Annotated in this window: 1 pseudogene; it reads left to right on the forward strand. The window is 40.8% G+C overall.

From position 1 onward, the window contains the following. Positions 1–245: pseudogene (fusA, locus tag ACY2RS_RS15735) on the forward strand (elongation factor G); the annotation flags it as partial.

A 245-nucleotide genomic window follows, 5' to 3' on the forward strand; every position in this document is an offset into this window, starting at 1 on the left:
GCAAAATGCAATCGATTTTATAGAAGCTGGCGATATTGGAGCTTCTGTTGGATTTAAATATATCAAAACAGGAGATATACTTTCGGCCGAGAAACACCCAATTGTGTTAGAATCTATGGACTTCCCGGATCAAGTAATTGGTATTGCTGTGGAGCCTCAGACTAAAGCGGACGTTGATAAACTAGGTATTGGTTTGGCTAAATTAGCTGAAAAGGACCCAACGTTTCCAATGCGTTCCGACAAAG

Source organism: Patiriisocius sp. 208BN25-11 (genome assembly GCF_058147145.1).